The following is a 19,430-nucleotide window of genomic DNA, read 5'->3' as shown; positions in this document are numbered from 1 at the left end:
CTCGCAACGGAGGAGGAAACGATGGCAGGTAACCCGGAATGGCTCGCGCAGGTAAAAGAAGAGGCGCTGGAGCCCGAACGCCCCATCGTCGACCCCCATCACCATCTCTGGGATCGTCCGGACTCGCGCTACGAGCTGGATGAGTTGCTTGCCGACACGGGGAGCGGCCACAACATCCGAGCCACCGTCTTCATCGAATGCGGCTCCATGTATGAGGCCTCCGCCACCCCCGCCATGGCCCCGCTCGGCGAAACCGAGTATGTGAACGGCATCGCTGCGAAATCGGCGAGCGGCGGTTTCGGCGAAACGCGCATCGCGGCGGGCATTGTCGGTTTTGCCGATCTCACGCTCGGCGATGCGGTGGACGAGGTGCTGGAATGGCACATGCTGCGCGCACCGGAACGCTTTCGCGGCATTCGCCACGCCAACGCCCATGACGACAGCCCCGAAATCCGTGAAGCGCATACCCGTCCGCCCAAAGGCCTTCTGAGCCATGACGATTTCCGCAAGGGGTTCGCCCGGCTGGAACAGAAGGAGATGACCTTCGATGCCTGGCTGTTCCACCCGCAAATTCCGGAACTGACGGACCTTGCCCGCGCTTTCCCCAATATCACGATCATTCTCGATCATTTCGGCGGACCGCTCGGCATCGGCCCCTATGAGGGCAAGCGCGCGGAAATCTTCGAGCAGTGGAAAAAGGACATCCACGAACTCGCCTCCTGCCCCAATGTCGCGGCGAAGCTCGGCGGCATCAACATGGCGGTAAACGGCTTCGGCTGGCACAAGCGCCCGACGCCGCCGACCTCCGACGACCTCGTGGACGCCACGCGCGACTGGTATCTCTATACCATCGACGCCTTCGGGCCCATGCGCTGCATGTTCGAGAGCAATTTCCCCGTGGACAAGCTCTCCTGCTCCTATGGCGTGCTGTGGAACGCCTTCAAGAAGATCGCGAAGGATTTCTCCGAGGACGAAAAGACCGCCCTTTTCCACGATACGGCGAAACGGGTTTACCGGCTGGACTAGAAAAGCCTTCACGACCAATATGCGCCGAACGCCGTCCAGAGGTCCGAATGCTCGATCCGCAGAAAATAGATGAACTGGCAAGCTTCGCGCTGGAGCTTGCAGATACCGCCGCCACCGTCACCCTGCCGCATTTCCGCTCCGGCCTTGCCGTGGACAACAAACGCGGCAATTTCGACTTCGACCCAGTGACAGCGGCGGATCGCGATTCCGAAATGGCGATCCGCAAGCTCATTCTCGAGCGCTATCCGGATCATTCCATTCTCGGCGAAGAGCATGGCAATCATGAAGGCGCAAGCGACCTCACCTGGATCCTCGATCCGGTGGACGGCACCCGCTCCTTCATTTCGGGCGTTCCGCTCTGGGGGACACTGATCGGCCTCAATGACGGCACGAAACCCGTCATCGGCCTGATGGACCAACCCTATATCGGCGAACGTTTCATCGGGCGGCCCGGCGGCACGGAACTGATCCGCGCCGGAAAGGCGCTCCCTCTCAAGGTGAGCGGCTGCACCAGGCTAGAGAATGCGTTGCTCGGCAATACCGATCCCGGCATGTTCACCGTCGATGCCGAGAAAGCCGCCTTCCGCGAAATTTCCTCGAAGGTCCGCCTGCGCCGTTTCGGCGGAGACTGCTATTTCTACTGCCTGCTCGCCGCGGGCACGCTCGACCTCGTGGTCGAATCCTCGCTCCAGCCCTATGACATTCAGGCGCTCATTCCCGTGGTCGAGAATGCGGGCGGCATCGTCACGACATGGAGCGGCAAGGACCCGCAGAACGGTGGGCAGGTGGTTGCCGCCGCCACACCGGAACTGCATGCGGCGGCGCTGGAGATATTGAAGCCCGCCGCAGCCGACTGAGCTAACCGCGCGGCGCTACCTTATCGGCAAACCGGTCAAAGGCCTGCCAGAAGACGGCCTGCAAGGCATCACGTTCCATCAGGATTTCATGCTCGGAGCCTTCCACCCGGACGAACTCCGCATCGGGAATGTGCTGCGCCGCCTGCTCAAGCGCGCTCCCCTCGATCAGCCGGTCTTTCGTTGCCTGGGCGATGAGAACGGGGATACGCACCTCACGCAGATAGTCCGCTCTCTCCGTCACCCCGATGGAGCGGATCGCCGCGCGCACCCACCCGAAAGTCGCCGCGCCGAGCCCAAGCGCGGGGTCCGCCCGCACCAGCGCCTGATGAATGGCGTGGTGCCGCTCATCGGACGTCACGATATTGTCCTCAAACGCCTCTTCATCCGCCGCAGCCGGTCCGCCACCGGGAATGTAACGTCCGGCAAAACCAAGCGCGCTGCCGCCATAAGCCAGCATCGCCGCGGCGAAGGCGTTCAGCGCATTCCCGAGCCGCAGGCCCAGCATGGGCGCGGAGAAAACCGCCCCGCTGAACCAGTCGGCATGGTCGTGACAGGCGCGCAGCAGAATATTGCCGCCCATGCTGTGCGACATCGCGATCCATGGCTTCGGGAAGGCGGGGGCAATTTCCGCCATGAAGAGCCCGAGGTCGCGGTCGAATGTGGAGAAATCGTCGATATGCCCTTTTCGCGGATCGTCCAGCATGCGCGCTGAAAGCCCCTGCCCGCGCCAGTCCATCGTGGCGACGGCAAAGCCGCGCGCGATGAGGTCGCCGATCACCTCGAAATATTTCTCGGCAAATTCCGTGCGCCCGCCAAAGAGAAAGACCGTCCCCCGGCAATTCTCGATATGCGCCGCTTCCGGCGTCCATGTGACGACGCGCAGCCGCGCCCCATCCGTCGCCTCCAGCCAGCGCGCGTCGGCGCCCTCGGGCGCAGGAAAGCCCTCGATCTCGATAAGCGGTGCAGCCGCCAGCTTGTTCACGAAAATACCCCTTCTCCCTCGTCACGCCCTGGAACGGAGCCGGAAACACTCAACTCAAGCCCTGAATTCCTTTAGGGTCGGCGACAACAGAAACATGCCGGAGGATACAGCAGGCCATGAGCTGGGAAAAGGAAGCCGAGGAAATCAGGAAACGCCGCGCCCTGGCCCGCGAGCAGGGCGGCAAGGAAGCCATCGAGCGCCAGCACGAAAAAGGCCGACTGACCATCCGTGAACGGATCGAGAAGCTGACCGACCATGAGAGCTTCCGGGAGATGGGCGAAGGCGCGGGCGTGCCGCATTTCGACGAGGAGGGGAACCTCATCGGTTTCGAACCCGGCAACTACATTCTGGGCTTTGCCAAGGTGAACGGCCGGCGCGTCGCCGTCGGCGGCGAGGACTTCACCATGAAGGGCGGCTCCCCCAACCCGGCGGGCCTGCGCAAGAGCGTCTATGCCGAAGAGCTGGCGCTCACCTACAAGGTCCCGCTCATCCGCCTGCATGAAGGCGGCGGCGGCAGTGTCGCCGGGTCCGGCAAGAAGGGCGGACGCCCCATGGGCGATCCCGTTTTTTCCACGCCGCGCTTCCGGTCGATCACGCAGGTGCTGGGCGAAGTGCCCGTCGCGACGGCGGCACTCGGCCCGGTCGCGGGCATGCCCGCCGCACGCCTCGTCGCCTCGCATTTCTCCGTGATGACCGAGAACGCGCAGGTGTTGATCGCGGGGCCGAAGGTCGTCGCGCGCGCGCTTGGCGAAGACCTGACCAAGGAAGAGCTGGGCGGCGCCGAAGTCCATGCGCGCTCGGGCGTCATCGACAATGTAGCGAGCGACGAAGAGGACGCGCTGAAGCAGATCGCGCAATTCCTTTCCTACATGCCGGACAATGTCTGGCAATTGCCCCCCGATATCGAGACCGAAGACACCCCCGACCGCATGGATGAAAGCCTCATCGACATCGTCCCGCGCGAACGGCGCAAGCCCTTCGCCATGCGCAAGATCGTCAAGGCCGTGGTGGACAAGGGCAGCTTTTTCGAAATGACGAAAAAATACGGTCCCTCCCTCATCACCGGACTTGCGCGCCTCGACGGCAAAAGCGTGGGCGTGATCGCCAATGACTGCAAATTCTACGCAGGCGCCATGACCGCGCAGGCGGCGCAGAAGCTCCGCCGCTTCGTCGATATGTGCAACACCTTCAACCTGCCCATCCTCTCCTTCGTGGACGAACCGGGCTTCATGATCGGCTCCGCCTCCGAACAGGCTGCCACCATCCGCCACGGCACGGGGGCGATTGCCGCCGTGATGCAGAGCCGCGTTCCCTGGGCGAGCGTCATCGTGCACAAGGTGTTCGGGGTGGCGGGCGCCGCGCATTTCGGGCCGGAGGGTTTCGTCCTCTCATGGCCGAGCGCGGTAACCGGCGCCCTTCCCGTGGAAGGCGGCGTCGCCGTCGCCTTCGCCCGCCAGATCGCCGAAGCCGAAGACCCGGAAGCCTTGCGCCAAGAGCTGGAAGAAAAACTCGCCGCGGGGCAATCGCCCTTCCCCCGCGCGGAAGGCTTTTCCGTCCATGAGCTGATCGACCCGCGCGAGACCCGCCCGCGGCTTTGCGAATGGCTGGATTGGGCCGCGCCCCGCCGCGAAACAGCGAAGGGCCCCTATCTCGCGACGATGCGCCCGTAAAAAAAGGGCTCCGGCGATACGCACCGGAGCCCAGTCGTCCCCACTCACGCAACTCGCCCCTCAGCGTCTCAAATGAGCGGGGAGTGTCAGTTAGTACTGGGACAGGAGAATTGCGCCCGTGATCGCACTGATCCACAGGATCACGGCACGATCGCGCGCATCGTCATAGGCGCGAACGCGATAGGCGGAACCCCAGCGCCGATGATGCGCGTAATAGACCGGCTTGCCCCAACGGCGGTACCGGCGCTCATAGCGCGGGCGCCAATGGGCGAAAGGCCGGTATTCGCGCCTCGGCGCCGGACGGTAATAACTGCCGCGCCTGTTTTCGCGGTGTTCATACCGGTCATAGCGGCGATAGTGACGCCGCTCATATCTGTCGTGACGGCGATGCTTGCGGTAGTCGCGATCATGGCGCCTCCCCTCTCTGGGGCCATGCCGGTAGTCGACCGTCTCCACATTGGCAGCCGTATTCGCCTTGATATTCACGCCCAGCACACCTGCCGAAGCCTGCGCCGCCAGGGGTACTGAAAACGCCATGCCGGCCGCGAGGCCGGCAACAATGAATGCCTTTCTCATGCTTCCTGCTCCTTCTGTCGTTCGATCGTCCCCCTGGTGTTGAAACGATGATCGGCCATCCGCGCTGAACGGGCGCTGGCATGGCCGTTCATCCGGCGTTCAGCTTCGGGGGAGGGTTTCCGGGATTTCGGGAAAAGGCGGGGGCCGGCCCGCCGGAACGATCCGGCAGGCCGGTCATCTGTCAGAGGACCCGAAGGACCTTGCCCGTATAGGGGCAGATGTCGAGACGCACCTGCTTGCCGTGCCGGTTGCGCGCATTCACCTCGTAATAGTCGCCGTAATCGGTCGCCTTGCTGAAATGGCTGTAGCCGTGAGCGGCCACGCCCTTTCGCCAATGGTTGAAGCCATGACGACCGCCGCGCTTATAGTCCGGGCCGTTGTAATGCGCCGCGCGCCGGACATTGAGAATATGGCCGTTATGCGCCCTGGTCCGCACGACCACCGGACGGCCGCGCTTGTTGAGCGCCCGCACGCGATAGACGCCACGCTCCTCCTTCAGGCTGACGACATCGAACCCGTGAAAGCCCTTGCGCTTGAGCTTGGCGAGCAGACGGTTGATGTCCATGCCCTTGGGATCGTAGCGCGGGCGGAACTTCTTGAAGTCGATCGACTGGATCCGGCCCGTGCGCGCATCCACCTTTGCGTCCACGATCATCCCGAGGCGCGTGACGCCCTCCAGACGATAGACGCGCTGGTTCTTCGCGAGGCGAATATCGGTCACCGTGCCGCCCGAGCGGTTTTCGACGAGGCGGACCACGCGGTTGAGCGGCATCACCCGCCCGTTATGTGCCCGCCATCCCGGAGACCCGCGGCGATAATCGATGGTCTGGGCTGTCATTTGCGGCCCGGCATGATGGCTGCCGAATGTCAGCACGAAATTCGCATTGCCGGCCTGTGCCGGAGCGGCCATTGCCATCGCGCCCAGAATGCCGGCTGCCGCCGCGGTCTTGAGAAGAATGTTCGTCATGTCTGCCTCCTGTGTCAGCTGGGGAAACCAATTGCTGAGACACAGAATGACGGGACCTCGCTGAACCTATCGTGGACCTTCCGTTCAGCCGGGGTTCACCCGTGCAGGCCGCGACAAAAGCGGCGCATATCCTCACTTGAAGAGCCTGAAACACCACCCATCTATTAGGGACCGGACGCCAAAACGGGTCCGGAACGGGCCGAAGACCCAGCCGGCCACAAGGCGGATGGGCGGCCCGAAGGATGCATCGCTTAAACCAAGGGTGTTCAAATGAGAAACTTCGACTTTTCCCCTCTCTATCGTGCCAGCGTCGGCTTCGACCAGCTTCAGTCGCTTCTCGACAATGCGACTCGCGAGGCCCAGACCTCTACCTATCCGCCCTACAATATCGAACGGGTGGACGAGCATAATTACCGCATCAGCATGGCGGTGGCGGGCTTCGCCGAAGACGATCTGGAGATCGAGGTGAAGCAGAACGTGCTCACCATCAACGGTCAGAAGAGCGAGCAGGACGGCGAGACGAACTACCTCCATCAGGGTATCGCCGCACGCAGCTTCGAGCGCCGCTTCCAGCTGGCCGATCATGTGGAGGTCACGGGCGCGAAGCTCGAAAACGGCCTCCTCCATGTCGAATTGCAGCGTCAGGTTCCCGAAGAGATGAAGCCGCGCCGCATTGCGATCACCAATGCCTCGGCGGGGTCGAAATCGCTGGAAGGCAGCTACGCGACGGCTGCCGACTGATCGGATGCCATAACGCGCATAATGAGAATGAAACGGGGCGGGCCGGAAACGGCCCGCCTTTTTTCATACGCTCAGAGATCGAGCTGCATTTCGAACACGCTCGGTTCGCCCGGCAGCTGATGGCGCGTAAAGCCGAGTTCGGTACACAGATCGAGCATCGGCTTGTTCTCGCGCAACACATGGCCGAAGATCTGCTTCACACCGCGAGCCCGCGCATAGTCGATGAGCTTGTGCATCAGCCCGTAGCCGAGACCATGTCCGTGAAGATCGGTCCGCACCAGGATCGCATATTCCGTCCGCTCCCTGTCGGGATCGTCGGAAAGCCGGCCTACCGCGGCAAGATGCTGGCGCGTCTCGTCGGTAAAGACCACAAAGGCCATTTCCCGGTCATAGTCGATCTGCGTCAGACGCGCGGCCAACTGGCGCGGAAGCTTTCTGAGTGGCGACAGGAAACGCAGCCGTATGTCTTCCGGATCGGTATGCGCCAGAAGGTCGTCCGTCAGCGGTGCGTCTTCGGGCCGGATAGGCCGCATCGGATAAATCCTGCCGTCTCGTCCGGAAATCGCACCTTCCAGCGCACCGGGATAGGGCCTTATCGCAAACCGCGACGAGCCCTTGCCATGCGGCGCCTTGATGCGCACACGCGCATCCAGCGCCAGCACGCCTTCCTCATCCGCCCAGAGAGGGTTGATGTCGAGTTCCGCGATGTCGGGATTATCCGCCGAGAGATCTCCGATCGCCATCAGAGTGCCCGCAATCGCATCGAAATCGGCGCCGGGGCGTCCGCGATAACCATCGAGAAGCCTTGAGACCCGCGTGCGTCGGATCAGATCTTCGGCCAGCACCCGATTGAGCGGCGGCAGGGCCATCGCCTGGTCGCGCACGACTTCCACCGCCGTACCGCCCTGCCCGAAAAGAAGCACCGGGCCGAACGTCGCGTCGTCGATCATGCCGAGGATGAGCTCGAAGGCACTGGGACGGCTCGCCATGCGCTGAACGGTAAACCCGTCGATCTTCGCATCTGGCCTGGCTTCCGCCACGCGGTCGAGCATGCGTCGCGCCGCCCGCAGCACCGCTTCCTTGTCTTCAAGATCGAGCGCGACGCCGCCGACATCGGTCTTGTGGGTAATTTCGGGGGAAAGAATTTTCAGCGCCACCGGATAGCCGATTTCCTCCGCGCACGCCGCCGCTTCATCGACGGAACTCACCGTGAGCGTTTCCACGACCGGAATGCCATAGGCCTTCAGAAGCGCCTTTGCTTCCGGCTCCGTCAGCCATTCGCGTTTCTCGCCGGCGGCCTTGTCGATAATGGCGCGCGCCGCATCGAGATCGCGCTGCGGCCATGCAGGCCCTGCCGGCGGAATTTCCATCAGCAGCCGCTGGTTACGGTCATAGCGAACCTGCAGCATGAAGGAATGAACCGCCTGGCCGGGCGTGTCATAGGTCGCGACCTTGTTGTTGAGAAAAACCTGTCGCGCCTCCCGCGCGCCCTGATCGCCAAGCCAGCTCGTATAGAGCGGCTTGCGGCTCTTCGCAGCGGCATCGACAACCGCCCGCGCGGCCTCGACATTGTCCACCACGGCGGTCGGGCAGTTGAGCACCAGAAGCGCATCGGTATTAGGATCGCCCATCAGGCCTTCGATCGCATCCGCATAACGCTGCGCACCGGCATCGCCGATAATGTCCACCGGATTGCCTCGGCTCCAGGTGGGCGGCAACACCTTGTTGAGGCGCTCGATCGTCTCCGGCGCCAGCGAAGCAAGATGCCCGCTCTCGTCGATCAGGTCGTCGGTCGCCAGCACCCCGACACCGCCGCCATTGGTAAGAATGGCAAGCCTGTCGCCAAGGAGCGGCTTGCGCTCCGAACGCATGGCAAGAGTCTCCACCGCATCGAAGAGGTCTTCCACGCCCTGCACGCGCAACATGCCCGCGCGGCGGAAAGCGGCGTGATAGACCGCGTCGGAGCCGGCCAGCGCACCGGTATGCGACCGCGCCGCCTTGGCGCCTTCTTCATGGCGGCCCGCCTTGATGACCATGACCGGCTTCAGGCGCGCGGCCTGCCGGCCGGCGGACATGAACTTGCGCGCATCGGTCACCGACTCGACATAAAGCAGAATGCTCTTCGTCTTCGGGTCATGCGCAAGAAAATCCAGCATGTCGCCGAAATCCACATCCGACATGCCGCCCAGCGAAACGATATGGGAAAATCCGATATTGCGGCTCGTCGCCCAGTCGAGGACAGCGGTGACGACGGCACCCGATTGCGAGACGAAGGCAACATTGCCGTCGAGCGGCGGCAGATGGGTGAAGGAGGCGTTGAGCTGGTTTCCCGGTGCCAGGATGCCAAGACAGTTCGGGCCGACGATGCGCAGAAGATAGGGCTTTGCCGCATCCAGCATCTCGCGCTGGAGCGCCCGTCCTTCTTCGCCGAGTTCGCCAAAGCCCGCCGTGATGACCACGGCGGCGCGCGTTCCCTTCTTGCCGAGTTCGCCGATAATGCCCGGCACGGTGTGAGGCGGCGTCGCGATCACGGCGAGGTCGGGCGCCTCCGGCAGCGAGGCAACATCCTTATAGGCCTCCTCCCCGCCGATCTCACCGCCCTGCGGATTGACCGCCCATATGGGCCCTTTGAAATCGGCGCTTCTCAGGTTCCGCAGCACGACCTTGCCGATACTGCCGTCGCGATTGCTCGCTCCGATCAGCGCGACGGATTTCGGCGCGAACATTTGATGGAGGTTTCGGATGCTCATGGGAACCTCGACGAATATGGGGGGCAGAATTCAAGCCGGGAAGAGATGCTCGAACGCAAGGGGAATGGAAACACAGAACGGCGTATATCGCGAGCGGACAAGTGGCCGCGCCACGCCCAATCTGTGGAAAACCGCATGGGTTTGATCTAACGCAAAGAAGAGAGGCTATGGAAAGCTCAGCCGTCGATCGCACCGCTGTCGACCGGATAGCCCGTCATCAGAGAAAGGTTACGCAGGATATCGCGTCCTTTCGCCCCGCCATCGCCCGACATATCGTCCGAAGCGGCAAGCAAGAGCGCGTCCAGATGCGCGCGAACGATTTTCAGATCGTCATCGGAATAGGCGGATGTAGCCCGCAGGAAGCGGCATAGTGACGCCCCGAGCGCCGTCACAAAATCATAGCCGAAGGAACCGCCCTGCCCCTTCACATTGTGGGCAATGGCGTAAATCTCATCCATGACCTGCCGGCGATCTGCCCCGTCTTCAAGCTTTGCCCAGAGCAGGAACATCTGATCGACATCCTGGCGGAACTGGTCCTTGTAGCTGTCGCGCAACGCCTCCACGGCAGCCTCCGCTTTCGCGATCAGGCGCGCATATTCGCTCGAATCGTTTTCGTCGAATGAAGCCATGGTTCCGTTTTCGAGCATCTGAATGAAAAGAGGCATGCAATACGGACATCTGGGACGATATGCGGATCAGCATTAAGAAAGCCTAAAAACGCATGTGTCGGATTGACAATCATCCCGCCGTCGTGCGCGCGTGAGCAAGGAATTCCGCGACAGCGGCGGCTTCCGTCTGGAATGACGCAACAAGCCTCACCGTCCGCGCACCGTCATTGTCCCCCACCATAGGCCAGGGATGGAAGCGCGCGCCCGCCTCTTTGAGGCCCTTCGACATGGAGACCGGCATGCGGACGAAAATCTCGTTCGCCTGTACGGGGAAATGAATGTCAACGCCGGGCATTGCACCGAGACCTTCGGCAAGCTCGCCCGCCATCGCATTGGCGTGAGCGGCCAGGCGCAGCCACAATCCGTCTTTCAGATAGGCTTCGAGCTGGGCCGAAAGAAAACGCATCTTCGAAAAGAGATGCCCGCCACGCTTTCGCCGGAACGCAAAATCGCGTGCCAGATGCTTGTCGAAAAAGATCACGGCCTCAGCCCCCATGGCGCCGTTCTTGGTCGCGCCGAACGACATCACATCGATCCCGGATTTCCATGTGATCTCCGCCGGCGACGCATCGAGCGACGCAACCGCATTGGCAAAGCGCGCGCCATCCATGTGAACCGCGATATCGCGGGAATGCGCAATATCCGTAAGCGTCCGGATTTCATCGACGGAATAGAGCGTCCCGCATTCGGTGGATTGCGTCAGCGTCAGCGTCGAAGGCTGTACATTGTGGACATTGCCAAGCGGCAGAAGACGAAATGCGCCCTTGAAGGCATCCGGTTCGAGCTTTCCGTTCTCGCCTGCAATCGGCACGAACTTGGCGCCGTCGGAAAAGAATTCCGGCGCACCGCATTCGTCGACATGGGCGTGCGCGTGTTCGTGACCGAAAACCGCGCCCCATGGCGGCGTGAGGCAGGCCAGCGCCAGCGAATTCGCCGCCGTGCCGGTCGCGACGGGAAAAACCTCGACCTCATGTTCGAACAGATCCGCCATGACGGTCTGAAGCCGCGCGGTCGCATCGTCGGCGCCATAGGAAGCGGCACTGCCATGATTGGCTTCCGCCAGTGCCGCCATGATTTCGGGCGCCACACCCGACGCATTGTCGCTGGTAAAATCCATCGCCGCCATTTTCGATCCCGCCCTCCTCACTACCTGAACGGGCGGATCGTAACGGGCTCATCGGCGAAAGAGAAGATGATCGAGCGAAAACCTGCCGCCCCCCAGCGCCGCCAGGGCAACGAGCATGGCCGCCCAGGAAAGATGCACCGTATAGGCTTCCGGATAGACAAAGATCTGGATGACGAGCGTCATGCCGAGAAGCGGTAAAGCGGCAAAGCGCGTGGCGAGCCCAAGCAGAATGAGAAGCGAAAAGAAATGTTCCGAATAGGTCGCCATATAGGCTGCGAGATGCGGCGGCAGAAGCGGCAGCGCATATTCATATTGAAAGAGGAAGAAGGTGCTCTCCTTGATCGTGAGTAGTCCCTCCACCTTGGTGCGGGCGGACTGGAAAAAGACCAGAAAGATCGCCACCCGCATCATCAGTGTGTAGAGCGAAACGGGGATGCCCGCCAAAAGCGTATTCGCCCGCCCGGCAAACGCAGCCGCTCGTGGTATCGCGGCGCGCGACGCGGCACTCTCAGAGATGTTGGACATGGCAGGTGTCTCCTCGCTCGGATAAGGGCGCAGCGAAAGCGCCCGATGACAGGATGAAACGAAACGCCGCGACGAGATCGAAATCCGTGTCGACGGCAGCCGCCACCTCAGCGGCATCGCCCAGCGCCGCGCCCGCGGCGAGCTTTTCGCAAAACGCATGCATGCCCAAATCGAGCGATGCGATGCGCACCTCTCCCCCGCTCCGAAACACCATCAGAAAATCGGGACCGGTATCGAGGTCGATAGGCATGACCTCCGCATCCTCGCGATTGCTTCGCCAGATCTGAAACACGGGCCAGCTGGAAGAGAGCAACGCCGCCGAAGGATGGAAACGGAGGCAAAGCCCAGACGGATCGTCGCCGGCCTGCATCGCGCCGGGATCGACCGGCGGTGCCTCGCCCGCGTGATAGGCGGCGAGCCAAAGAAGCTCCAGTCGCGCAACATCGCCAAGATAAGGCAGCCCGGCGGCCGGCTCGAACCGGTCGAGAAATTCCGGAAAACCATCGCCGAAACCGATCAGCGTGCCCCGCGACGGCATACTGTCGGCAAGGAAGAGCCGCGCCGACGCCCGGAAGAAATCGCGACCGACAAGACGCGCCACGGCAGGGAAAATATCGGCAAGCGCATCGACAAGACTGGCATGCACATTGTTGCGGTAAACATCGAAACGGCGCGCGAGCGGTATGCGTTCGGAAGACGAGAACAGCGAAAGCGCCGAGCCGTCTTCGGGCTTGCGCAGCGACGCGGCAAAGCGCGCCTGAAAATCTGCCAGCGAGGCGCGCGCGTCAGTCATGCGCACGCCCCATCATGGCGGCTTGCGCCTGAGCCCGAAGCAACAGCTTGTCCGCCTTCGATGCTTCCTCGAGCAGCACGCAAAGCGGCGGCACGTCACTGTCCCATTCGATCAGTGTAGGGACGGGCCCGACCCGGTCGAGGAAACGGCCGCAGAGCTCCAAGACTTCCGGCGATACCCGGCTGCCATGATCGTCGATCCGGAGCGCTTCGCCGTCCACCATCTCCACCGCATGGCCCGCCAGGTGAATTTCGCCCACCAGCTCGGCGGGAATGGCGTCGAGCCAGGCGGCGGCGTCCCGGCCGTGGTTCATCGAAGAGACATAGACATTGTTGACGTCGACCAGCAGTCCGCATCCCGTGCGCCGCGCCAGCGCGACGAGAAATTCCGTCTCGCTCATCTCATCGCGCGTAGCGACATAGGTGGACGGGTTTTCGATCAGCATACGCCGCCCGAGAATGTCCTGGGTCTCCTCGACATGCTCCGCGACGATGCCGAGCGCTTCCACGGTCAGCGGCACAGGCAAAAGGTCGTTGAAATGGACGCCATCGTGCCGCGACCAGGCGAGATGTTCGGAGACGAGCCCGGGCTCGTACCGGTCCACAAGCGCACACAACCGCTTTGCATGCGCCCGGTCGAGCGGCCCGGCCGAGCCGAGCGACAGCCCGACCCCGTGCAGCGACAACGGATAGTGCTCTCGAATGGCGGTGAGATAGCGATGCGGCGCCCCGCCCTCGCCCATGAAGTTTTCGGCATGCACCTCGAACCAGCCGATGGCGGGCCGCGTGTCGAGGATTTCGCGATAGTGATCGGCCTTGAGCCCGACCCCGGCCGCCCGGGGGCAGGCGGCGGGGGCCGGGCGGCCGAGACGGGACCGGCCGCTTCCGGCACGACTTGCCGGTGCATCATGAGATGGGGGGATGGTCATGATGATCTCCGTCCGGTCCCTTGAAACACACACTTACGAGGGAAGCTGTGTGTCCTTCGGGTCGAGGCTGCCATTGCCATAGGGCGTTTCGATGCTGGCGCAGGTGCCGGCCGGCACGAGCTTCCAGGCATTGCCCTGATAGTCGAGTGTCGACGTGCCCGCGCAGGTCGTGCCCGCTCCGGCCTTGCAGTCGTTATGGCCGGCCATGGCGACGCCGTAGCATTTCTCCATCGCGCCCTTGCCCATATTGTCGGCATGAGCGGCGGCGGACAGGCTGATGGCGGCGGTGAGAGCACCGGCAATGGCCAGCGAGGAACGGGCGAGCGTGGAACGGGAAAGGGTCTTCGACATGTTGGATCTCCGCTGATTGGGTCAAATGGATGTTGTCCATCCGTCCCGGCGGCATGCATGTGCTGTCTTGCCGGAACGAGATCGAGCATGCCCGCCGGAACGCGGGCCGTGAAATCAACTGCTGTCACGAAGAGGGGCGCGCGCGGACACGCATTTTCACACGGTCGTGATTGCCGGACATGAAGCCCGGAGCCGCTAAGCGCCTGATTCAAAGAGTCATTTTATAGGTCAGCAATCCTGTCATATTTTCTTGCTAAAAAGCCCCCGTTCTGGCAGTATCGCGCTCCCGGAGAAGCCCCGCTTCCCGGGGTCCTTTCGGATGGCCGGTCAAGCGTAATTTGGGCCGCCGGGAGACTTGTCAGGTGGCCCCGCTCCGGGCAAAAGGAGCACCCTGCAGAAAGCTGAGCGGCTACGCGGCACTGCAGCCGGGGCACGCGCCAGGATAACGGGACCTAAGATTTGTCCCCCGGGCTGCTGGCCCGGGTCGTGGAGCGTGCTAGATGACGGGCTTGCGGGCCCACCGCGCGGGGATCTTGCGATCAGGCGTAATCCGCTGACGTCCCCCGCCCTCGGGGTTCCGGCATGCCGGAATGCCCGGCCCTCCGGTCAGAACCGGAAGGACGAGGCGAGAGACGAAAGTGGCGTAGGTGACGACCCGGTTCGGGGTCCGGCAACGGAAAGACATTCCGTCCGGATCGGCACGGCCCGGGCCTAGGTTAGGGATGGAAAGAAATGACGGAAATGCGGGCAGACATCGGCCAGACGCGGACCAGCATGGCGAAGCTGAAAGCTTCCGCCGCCACTGCGCCCATGGCTTACGCTGCGGGCCTTCCGGCGGCGCAGGGCCTCTATGACCCCCGGAACGAGCATGATGCCTGCGGCATCGGCTTCATCGCGAACATCCACAACCGGAAATCGCACAAAATCATCGAAGACGGTCTGCGCATCCTCGAAAATCTCGAGCATCGCGGCGCGGTCGGCGCCGACCCCAAGGCGGGCGACGGCGCGGGCATTCTCATTCAGATGCCGGATGCCTTTTTCCGCAAGGAAGCCGGCAAGCTTGGTATCGAGCTGCCGGAAGAAGGCCATTACGGCGTCGGCATGCTCTTCATGCCCAAGGCGGACGACGCACGCGCGAAGATCGTCGAACTGGTGAACAGGATCGTTGCCGAGGAAGGCCAGACCCTTCTCGGCTGGCGCGACGTGCCGGTGGATAATTCCGACCTTGGCGAGTCGGTTATCCCGACCGAACCCCGCCACATGCAGGTTTTCGTGAAGCGCGCCGACGACTGTGCCGATCAGGCCGCGTTCGAGCGCAAGCTTTTCGTCATCCGCAAGCGCATTTTCAACACGCTGCTGGAGCAGGAAGGCCGTGTACCGGAGGAACTCTATATTCCCTCCTTCTCCTCGCAGACCATCGTCTACAAGGGCATGCTGCTCGCCGCCCAGGTGGGCCAGTACTACAAGGACCTGACCGATCCGGACATGGTGACGGCGCTCGCCCTCGTGCATCAGCGCTTCTCCACCAACACCTTCCCGACCTGGAGCCTTGCCCACCCCTTCCGCATGGTCTGCCACAATGGCGAGATCAACACGAAGCGCGGCAATGTGAACTGGATGGCGGCACGCTACGCCACCATGGAATCGGAGCTTCTGGGCGACGACATCAAGAAGATCTGGCCGATTGCCGTTCAGGAACAGTCGGACACGGCCTGCTTCGACAATGCGCTCGAACTTCTCATCATGGGCGGCTACTCGCTGGCCCATGCGATGATGATGCTCATCCCGGAAGCCTGGGCGGGCAATCCGCTCATGGATGAAGAGCGCCGCGCCTTCTACGAATATCACGCAGCCCTCATGGAGCCCTGGGACGGCCCCGCCGCGGTCGCCTTCACGGACGGCCGCCAGATTGGCGCGACGCTGGACCGTAACGGCCTGCGCCCGGCCCGCTATTACGTCACCGACGATGGCGATGTGATGATGGCCTCCGAAATGGGCGTGCTCCCGGCACCGGAAGACAAGATCGTCGAAAAGTGGCGGCTGCAGCCCGGCAAGATGCTGCTGATCGACCTTGAACAGGGCCGCATCATTTCCGATGCCGAGATCAAGGCGGACCTCGCAACGCTTCACCCCTACCAGAAGTGGCTGAACGAGACGCAGATCCAGCTCGAGGACATGCACGCCCCGTCCACGCGCATGCAGACGCCGCGCTACGGCTCGGTGCTCGATACGCAGCAGGCCTTCGGCTACACGCAGGAAGACCTGAAGTTCCTGATGTCGCCCATGGCGACCGACGGACAGGAAGCGATCGGCTCGATGGGCACGGACACGCCCATCTCCGCGCTCTCTTCCAAGTCGAAGCTGCTCTACACCTATTTCAAGCAGAACTTCGCGCAGGTGACGAACCCGCCCATCGACCCGATCCGCGAGGAACTGGTCATGTCGCTGGTCTCCTTCATCGGCCCGCGCCCGAACCTGCTCGATCTGGAAGGCATGTCCTCGGTGAAGCGCCTGGAAGTGCGCCAGCCCATCCTCACCAATGAGGATCTGGAAAAGATCCGCATGATCGGCGAGGTCGCGGACAATCATTTCCGCACCCAGACGCTCGATATGACTTTCGCCGTCGATCGCAACGAGGAAGCCATGGCCGAAATGGTCGACCGGCTCTGCCAGCGCGCAGAAGAAGCCGTCGATCAGGGCTACAACATCATCATCCTGTCGGATCGCCTGATCTCGGCGGAGCGCATCGCCATTCCGGCGCTGCTCGCCACATCCGCCGTGCATCACCATCTGATCCGCAAGGGCCTGCGCACCAAGGTCGGCATCGTCGTCGAAACGGGCGAGGCGCGCGAAGTGCATCACTTCTGCTGCCTGGCCGGCTACGGCGCCGAAGCGATCAACCCCTATCTCGCCTTCGAGACGCTGCATGAATTGCTGCCGAACCTCGATGAGGGCCTCTCGCAGAAGGAAGCCGAGAAGCGCTACATCAAGGCGATCGACAAGGGCATTCTGAAGGTCATGTCCAAGATGGGCATCTCGACCTACCAGTCCTATTGCGGCGCGCAGATTTTCGACGCGGTCGGCCTCGCCACCTCGTTCTGCGACAAATACTTCACCGGCACCGTCTCCATGATCGAAGGCGTCAGCATCGACGAGATTGCCCGTGAGACGTTCACGCGGCACCGCCTCGCCTATTCCGATGCGCCCGTGCTGAAGAGCGCACTCGATGTCGGTGGCGAATATGCCCAGCGCATTCGCGGCGAAGACCATGCCTGGACGGCTGAATCCGTGCGCGACCTGCAGCATGCGGTGCGCGGCAACAGCCAGGACCAGTACAAGGCCTTTGCCAAGAGCATCAACGAGCAGAACGAACGCCTGCTCACCATGCGCGGCCTCTTCGACATCAAGACGGCCGAGGATGTGGGCCGCAAGCCTGTTCCGCTGGAAGAAGTCGAGCCCGCTTCCGAGATCGTGAAGCGTTTCGCCACCGGCGCCATGTCCTACGGCTCGATCAGCCGCGAGGCACATACGACGCTGGCGATTGCCATGAACCGGCTTGGCGGCCGGTCCAACACGGGCGAAGGCGGCGAGGAGCCGGATCGCTTCAAGCCGATGGCCAATGGCGACAGCATGCGCTCCTCGATCAAGCAGGTCGCATCGGGCCGTTTCGGCGTGACGACGGAATATCTCGTCAACTCCGACATGATCCAGATCAAGATGGCGCAGGGCGCAAAGCCCGGCGAAGGCGGCCAGCTGCCCGGCCACAAGGTCGACGCGGTCATCGCCAAGGTGCGCCATTCGACGCCGGGCGTGGGCCTCATCTCTCCGCCCCCGCACCACGACATCTATTCGATCGAAGATCTGGCCCAGCTGATCTACGACCTGAAGAACACCAACTCCAAGGCGCTCATCTCCGTGAAGCTCGTCTCCGAGGTCGGTGTCGGCACGGTGGCCGCGGGCGTCTCCAAGGCGCGCGCCGACCATGTGACGATCTCCGGCTATGACGGCGGCACGGGCGCCTCACCGCTCACCTCCATCAAGCATGCGGGCAGCCCCTGGGAAATCGGCCTGGCCGAAACCCATCAGACGCTGGTGCTGAACCGCCTGCGCGGCCGCATCACCGTTCAGGTCGATGGTGGCCTGCGTACCGGCCGCGATGTCGTCATCGGCGCACTGCTGGGCGCGGACGAGTTCGGCTTCGCCACCGCGCCGCTCATCGCGGCAGGCTGCATCATGATGCGCAAATGTCATCTGAACACCTGCCCGGTCGGCGTCGCCACCCAGGACCCGGAACTGCGCAAGCGCTTCGTCGGTGCGCCCGAGCATGTCATCAACTACTTCTTCTTCGTTGCCGAGGAAGTTCGCGAGCTGATGGCCGAAATGGGCTTCCGCACGGTGAACGAAATGATCGGGCAGATGCAGATGCTCGATAAGCGCAAGGTCGTCGACCACTGGAAGGCGAAGGGCCTCGATTTCGGCAAGCTCTTCCACAAGCCGGACGCACCGGCGGGCGTGAGCATCTTCAAATGCGAGGAGCAGGATCACAAGATTCACGACATCCTCGACCGCAAGCTCATCGAAGCCTCCAAGGGCGCGATCGAAGAGAAGAAGCCGGTACAGATCGAGCTTCCGATCCACAATACCGACCGCACCACCGGCGCCATGCTGTCGGGCGAGATCGCCCGGCACTATGGCCATATCGGCCTGCCCGACGAAACGATCCATGTGAAGTTCAAGGGCACGGCGGGGCAGAGCTTCGGCGCCTGGGTCGCCACCGGCGTCACGCTGGAGCTTGAAGGCGAAGCCAACGACTATGTCGGCAAGGGCCTTTCGGGCGGTCGCCTGATCGTCTATCCGCCCGCCGTCAGCGGCATCGTGCCGGAGAAGAGCATCATCGTCGGCAATACCGTGCTTTACGGCGCCATCGGCGGCGAATGCTATTTCCGCGGCGTGGCCGGCGAGCGTTTCGCCGTCCGCAACTCCGGTGCCGTCGCCGTTGTCGAAGGCACGGGTGATCATGGCTGCGAATACATGACGGGCGGCGTTGTCGTCGTGCTCGGCGAGACGGGCCGCAACTTCGCGGCCGGCATGTCGGGCGGTATCGCCTATGTGCTGGACGAAGACGGCATGTTCGAGCGTCGCTGCAACCTCGCCATGGTGGATCTGGAGCCCGTGAAGGAAGAACACGAGCTGATGGAGAAGCTCCGTCACCAGTCCACCGACCTCGAGGCGCATGGCCGTGTGGACGTGATGTCCGACATGACCCGCTTCGATGCCGAACGTCTGCATCAGCTGATCGAAAACCACGCGCGCTACACCAATTCGGCGCGCGCGCGTGAGATTCTTGAAAATTGGGAGAGCTTCCTGCCGAAGTTCCGCAAGGTGATGCCGGTCGAGTACCGCCGCGCCCTGCGCGAACTGAAGGAATCTCAGGAAGCGGCCCAGGCCATGGCCGCAGCAGGAGAGTAAG

At 62.8% G+C, this 19,430-nt stretch carries 15 protein-coding genes; 5 read left to right on the top strand and 10 right to left on the bottom strand.

Annotated features, from left to right (window positions below; genetic code table 11):
• Positions 1-21 precede the first annotated feature (21 nt).
• Together ACSSVQ_RS13990 and hisN are read left to right on the top strand one after the other, a co-directional pair.
• On the top strand, positions 22-1,026 hold the full coding sequence (locus ACSSVQ_RS13990) for an amidohydrolase family protein (protein ID WP_454183996.1): 1,005 nt from the start codon (positions 22-24) through the stop codon (positions 1,024-1,026).
• Between the two features lie 47 nt (positions 1,027-1,073).
• Positions 1,074-1,883, top strand: coding sequence for a histidinol-phosphatase (gene hisN / locus ACSSVQ_RS13985; RefSeq protein ID WP_293324568.1), 810 nt, complete (start codon positions 1,074-1,076; stop codon positions 1,881-1,883).
• Position 1,884: 1 nt separating this feature from the next.
• Here hisN and ACSSVQ_RS13980 read toward each other — a convergent pair whose 3' ends face one another.
• Positions 1,885-2,865, bottom strand: coding sequence for an alpha/beta fold hydrolase (locus tag ACSSVQ_RS13980; RefSeq protein ID WP_454183994.1), 981 nt, complete (start codon positions 2,863-2,865; stop codon positions 1,885-1,887).
• 116 nt (positions 2,866-2,981) lie between these two features.
• Between ACSSVQ_RS13980 and ACSSVQ_RS13975 the strand changes: the two genes are divergently transcribed.
• On the top strand, positions 2,982-4,535 hold the full coding sequence (locus tag ACSSVQ_RS13975) for an acyl-CoA carboxylase subunit beta (RefSeq protein ID WP_454183992.1): 1,554 nt from the start codon (positions 2,982-2,984) through the stop codon (positions 4,533-4,535).
• A gap of 90 nt (positions 4,536-4,625) precedes the next feature.
• Here the strand turns inward: ACSSVQ_RS13975 and ACSSVQ_RS13970 are convergent, their stop codons facing one another.
• Complete coding sequence (locus tag ACSSVQ_RS13970; protein ID WP_293324576.1) at positions 4,626-5,111, bottom strand: hypothetical protein; 486 nt, start codon at positions 5,109-5,111, stop codon at positions 4,626-4,628.
• A gap of 181 nt (positions 5,112-5,292) precedes the next feature.
• On the bottom strand, positions 5,293-6,078 hold the full coding sequence (locus ACSSVQ_RS13965; RefSeq protein ID WP_454183991.1) for a PepSY domain-containing protein: 786 nt from the start codon (positions 6,076-6,078) through the stop codon (positions 5,293-5,295).
• 270 nt (positions 6,079-6,348) lie between these two features.
• Between ACSSVQ_RS13965 and ACSSVQ_RS13960 the strand changes: the two genes are divergently transcribed.
• Entirely contained in the window at positions 6,349-6,819 is a 471-nt protein-coding gene (locus ACSSVQ_RS13960; protein ID WP_293324580.1) for an Hsp20 family protein, read from the top strand.
• Positions 6,820-6,890: 71 nt separating this feature from the next.
• On the opposite strand, the gene ACSSVQ_RS13955 is transcribed toward ACSSVQ_RS13960, so the two are convergent.
• The 7 genes from ACSSVQ_RS13955 to ACSSVQ_RS13925 all read right to left on the bottom strand — a co-directional run bounded on the left by ACSSVQ_RS13955 (position 6,891) and on the right by ACSSVQ_RS13925 (position 13,960).
• Positions 6,891-9,569, bottom strand: a complete 2,679-nt coding sequence (locus ACSSVQ_RS13955) for a bifunctional acetate--CoA ligase family protein/GNAT family N-acetyltransferase (protein WP_454183990.1) — start codon at positions 9,567-9,569, stop codon at positions 6,891-6,893.
• A gap of 176 nt (positions 9,570-9,745) precedes the next feature.
• Complete coding sequence (locus ACSSVQ_RS13950; RefSeq protein WP_454183989.1) at positions 9,746-10,198, bottom strand: hypothetical protein; 453 nt, start codon at positions 10,196-10,198, stop codon at positions 9,746-9,748.
• Positions 10,199-10,307: 109 nt separating this feature from the next.
• A complete protein-coding gene (locus tag ACSSVQ_RS13945; RefSeq protein ID WP_454183988.1) occupies positions 10,308-11,363 on the bottom strand; it encodes a threonine aldolase family protein in 1,056 nt (351 codons plus the stop codon).
• Between the two features lie 48 nt (positions 11,364-11,411).
• Positions 11,412-11,888, bottom strand: a complete 477-nt coding sequence (locus ACSSVQ_RS13940) for a DoxX family protein (RefSeq protein ID WP_454183987.1) — start codon at positions 11,886-11,888, stop codon at positions 11,412-11,414.
• Complete coding sequence (locus ACSSVQ_RS13935; protein WP_454183986.1) at positions 11,872-12,681, bottom strand: HvfC/BufC N-terminal domain-containing protein; 810 nt, start codon at positions 12,679-12,681, stop codon at positions 11,872-11,874. Before ACSSVQ_RS13935 ends, ACSSVQ_RS13940 begins: the two co-directional genes overlap by 17 nt.
• A complete protein-coding gene (gene bufB / locus ACSSVQ_RS13930; protein ID WP_454183985.1) occupies positions 12,674-13,609 on the bottom strand; it encodes an MNIO family bufferin maturase in 936 nt (311 codons plus the stop codon). Before bufB ends, ACSSVQ_RS13935 begins: the two co-directional genes overlap by 8 nt.
• Positions 13,610-13,642: 33 nt before the next feature.
• Positions 13,643-13,960, bottom strand: coding sequence for a BufA1 family periplasmic bufferin-type metallophore (locus ACSSVQ_RS13925; RefSeq protein WP_454183984.1), 318 nt, complete (start codon positions 13,958-13,960; stop codon positions 13,643-13,645).
• A 774-nt stretch (positions 13,961-14,734) separates the two neighbouring features.
• On the opposite strand from ACSSVQ_RS13925, the gene gltB reads away from it, so the two are divergent.
• Positions 14,735-19,429, top strand: a complete 4,695-nt coding sequence (gene gltB / locus ACSSVQ_RS13920; protein ID WP_454184701.1) for a glutamate synthase large subunit — start codon at positions 14,735-14,737, stop codon at positions 19,427-19,429.
• Position 19,430: the final 1 nt, after the last annotated feature.

The sequence above is a fragment of the Parvibaculum sp. MBR-TMA-1.3b-4.2 genome, from assembly GCF_053628815.1.
This window is presented reverse-complemented; position numbering and strand designations above follow the sequence as displayed.

Bases quoted from the DNA above. Each gene is read 5' to 3' on its own strand.
- gltB (WP_454184701.1), top strand. From the start codon at position 14,735: ATGGCGAAGCTGAAAGCTTCCGCCGCCACTGCGCCCATGGCTTACGCT.
- ACSSVQ_RS13970 (WP_293324576.1), bottom strand. From the start codon at position 5,111: ATGAGAAAGGCATTCATTGTTGCCGGCCTCGCGGCCGGCATGGCGTTT.
- ACSSVQ_RS13925 (WP_454183984.1), bottom strand. From the start codon at position 13,960: ATGTCGAAGACCCTTTCCCGTTCCACGCTCGCCCGTTCCTCGCTGGCC.
- bufB (WP_454183985.1), bottom strand. From the start codon at position 13,609: ATGACCATCCCCCCATCTCATGATGCACCGGCAAGTCGTGCCGGAAGC.
- ACSSVQ_RS13975 (WP_454183992.1), top strand. From the start codon at position 2,982: ATGAGCTGGGAAAAGGAAGCCGAGGAAATCAGGAAACGCCGCGCCCTG.
- ACSSVQ_RS13940 (WP_454183987.1), bottom strand. From the start codon at position 11,888: ATGTCCAACATCTCTGAGAGTGCCGCGTCGCGCGCCGCGATACCACGA.
- ACSSVQ_RS13960 (WP_293324580.1), top strand. From the start codon at position 6,349: ATGAGAAACTTCGACTTTTCCCCTCTCTATCGTGCCAGCGTCGGCTTC.
- ACSSVQ_RS13955 (WP_454183990.1), bottom strand. From the start codon at position 9,569: ATGAGCATCCGAAACCTCCATCAAATGTTCGCGCCGAAATCCGTCGCG.
- ACSSVQ_RS13935 (WP_454183986.1), bottom strand. From the start codon at position 12,681: ATGACTGACGCGCGCGCCTCGCTGGCAGATTTTCAGGCGCGCTTTGCC.
- ACSSVQ_RS13945 (WP_454183988.1), bottom strand. From the start codon at position 11,363: ATGGCGGCGATGGATTTTACCAGCGACAATGCGTCGGGTGTGGCGCCC.
- ACSSVQ_RS13990 (WP_454183996.1), top strand. From the start codon at position 22: ATGGCAGGTAACCCGGAATGGCTCGCGCAGGTAAAAGAAGAGGCGCTG.
- ACSSVQ_RS13950 (WP_454183989.1), bottom strand. From the start codon at position 10,198: ATGGCTTCATTCGACGAAAACGATTCGAGCGAATATGCGCGCCTGATC.
- hisN (WP_293324568.1), top strand. From the start codon at position 1,074: ATGCTCGATCCGCAGAAAATAGATGAACTGGCAAGCTTCGCGCTGGAG.
- ACSSVQ_RS13965 (WP_454183991.1), bottom strand. From the start codon at position 6,078: ATGACGAACATTCTTCTCAAGACCGCGGCGGCAGCCGGCATTCTGGGC.